General features: G+C 65.0%; 3 protein-coding genes. 2 read left to right on the forward strand and 1 reads right to left on the reverse strand.

The window, feature by feature from the left end; translation table 11 throughout:
- The coding region (locus J4F42_20555; protein MCE2487912.1) for a 2-dehydropantoate 2-reductase at window positions 1-969 on the reverse strand (969 nt) is incomplete at its 3' end.
- A gap of 121 nt (window positions 970-1090) precedes the next feature.
- Here J4F42_20555 and J4F42_20560 point away from each other — a divergent pair.
- Both J4F42_20560 and J4F42_20565 read left to right on the forward strand, forming a co-directional pair.
- A complete protein-coding gene (locus J4F42_20560; protein MCE2487913.1) occupies window positions 1091-1972 on the forward strand; it encodes a MaoC family dehydratase N-terminal domain-containing protein in 882 nt (293 codons plus the stop codon).
- Between the two features lie 27 nt (window positions 1973-1999).
- Window positions 2000-2181, forward strand: a 182-nt coding sequence (locus J4F42_20565) for an LLM class flavin-dependent oxidoreductase (GenBank protein MCE2487914.1), incomplete at its 3' end; no start/stop codon positions are given.

Here is a 2181-nt window from a genome sequence, read left to right on the forward strand (position 1 = left end):
TTCGGCATCGACCAGCTTTTGCAGCTCTGCAACGCTGTAGCTGCCGGGCGCTTGACCGGTCGCCGCCATGTGGTTGGCGATGCGCTGCAAGACGCGATTATAGGGAGTCGGGACGCCGTGCTGCTGGCCCAGGAGCACGATCTCGCCGTTCAGAAAATCGGCCTCAATCGTCGGCAGGCCGCGTTTGAGGCTCTGCCACGACGAGCCCCCGCTGCGCGGCTCGCCCTCAATCTCGACCAGTGTGAGCTGGCTGCGGACGCGGGTCTGCAACTCCTCCTCGGGAGCAAAGGCAATGCCGGCCGCCTCATAGCACGCCCGGGTCTCGGCCTGGGTCGCCCGCCCGAATGCTGTGGACCGGGTGTCAAGCCCGCACGCGGCTTGCAGGGCGTTGCGGATATTGGACAGCAGCTTGGTGTACTTCCAGCGCATGATATCGGGCTCGGCCCGGGCGCTGAACCCGCTGTGGCTGAGATCGGCGGTAACCTGGGTGATGAGTCCGTCAACGCCGCTGGGGTAGCGGCCGGCATCAAGAATACCGCCGATCGGGGCCGCATGATTGAGCACCACGCCGGGCTCCAGATAGGTGCCGGGCATCCAGACCACCATACCGTATACATGCCGAAACCGCCGGGCGGCCATACGCTCGTTGTCAACACCGTTTTGGGCACACACGATGGGCAGCCTGTCGTCGGCGGCCTGATACAGATCGCATAGGGCCCGCTCGGTATCCTGAGACTTCATGCATAAGAGAACGACATCCTGATCGTCAAAGCGGATCTGCGACGGATGGCCGACGGCTGGGATGTTGAGGGTCAGGCTCTCGTGCGGGGTCTTGAGGGTCAACCCCCGGTCCTGGATGGCGCTCAGATGTTCCCCCCGACAGATGAGGATGACCTGATGCCCGTGGTGAAAGAGCTGGGCGCCAATCCCGCCGCCGATCCCGCCGGCTCCGTAGATAATGTATCGCATGGCCGTTCTCCCGACCGCCTGTTGTACCTCGGGACACGCGCCAGACGCAAACGGCTTGCGGGAACAGACGCTTTGTTGTACCAGGCCAGTACACGCTGCGTTTGCCGCACAGGAGGACAGCATGCCACTCAGTTCAGACAGTGTTGGAAGTTCGGGCGAGCCGGTCGTACATGAGGTTGACGCCCGCTGGGTGATGGCCTACGCCACAGGCATAGGCGACAGCCTGCCGTGCTATCTCGATACCCTGCGTCCCGAGGGGGTGATGGCCCATCCGGTGTTCCCGGTGTGCGTGGAATGGCCGGTGATTGTGGCCATGCGCAAACATCCGGTCAATGCCGCGCTGAGCCAGGAGGAGTATGTGCGGGCGGTTCACGCCACCCATGAGCTGGTGATCCACCGTCCGATCCGGGCCGGAGACAGGCTCACCACCCGGGCCACGGTTGTCGGGCTTGAGCAGCGCAGACCCGGCGCCTATCAAACGCTGCGCCTGGATACGACCGATGCGCAGGGCGAGTTGGTCAGTTCGACCTGGCAGGGAGCGATCTATCGTGGGGTTGAGGTCAGCGGTCCGGACCGTCAGGCGCCAGACCTGCCCGCGCCCATCCCGCTCCCCGACACCGCCGCTGGAGTGCGAGCCGAAGTACCGGTCCCGATCACTCCCGGAGCCGCCCATGTGTATACCGAGTGCGCGCGCATCTGGAACCCGGTCCACACCGATACCGCGGTTGCCGCTGCTGCGGGTCTGCCGGCGCTCATCCTGCACGGCACGGCGACCCTGGCGATAGGAGTCTCACGCGTGCTGGAATTGGAAGCCGACAACAGACCCGAGCGGGTCAAACGCGTGGCGTGTCGGTTTGGGGCGATGGTGCTGATGCCCTCAGAGGTCACCGTCCGTATTCTGGCGCGCCACTCCACCCCACACGGTGACACGGTGCACTTCGAGGTGCGGACCGAGGACGGCGGCCCGGCCGTGCGGGACGGGCTGCTGGTGTTGCAAGCCTGAGATGTTCGAACGAAGAAGGAGAATGCCATGCGACGCGGACTGATTTTTCCCGGGGGCGGTATGGCCCAACGGGACATGATCCAGATCGCCCGGGAAGCCGAGGCCGCAGGTCTCGATGCGCTGTATGTCACCGAGGCGTGGCGGAGCGCTTTTGTGCCCCTGACCGCGCTGGCGCTGTCAACCGAGCGGGTGCGTCTCGGCACCTATGT

This window comes from Desulfurellaceae bacterium (genome assembly GCA_021296095.1).
GTDB lineage: Bacteria > Desulfobacterota > Binatia > Bin18 > Bin18 > JAAXHF01.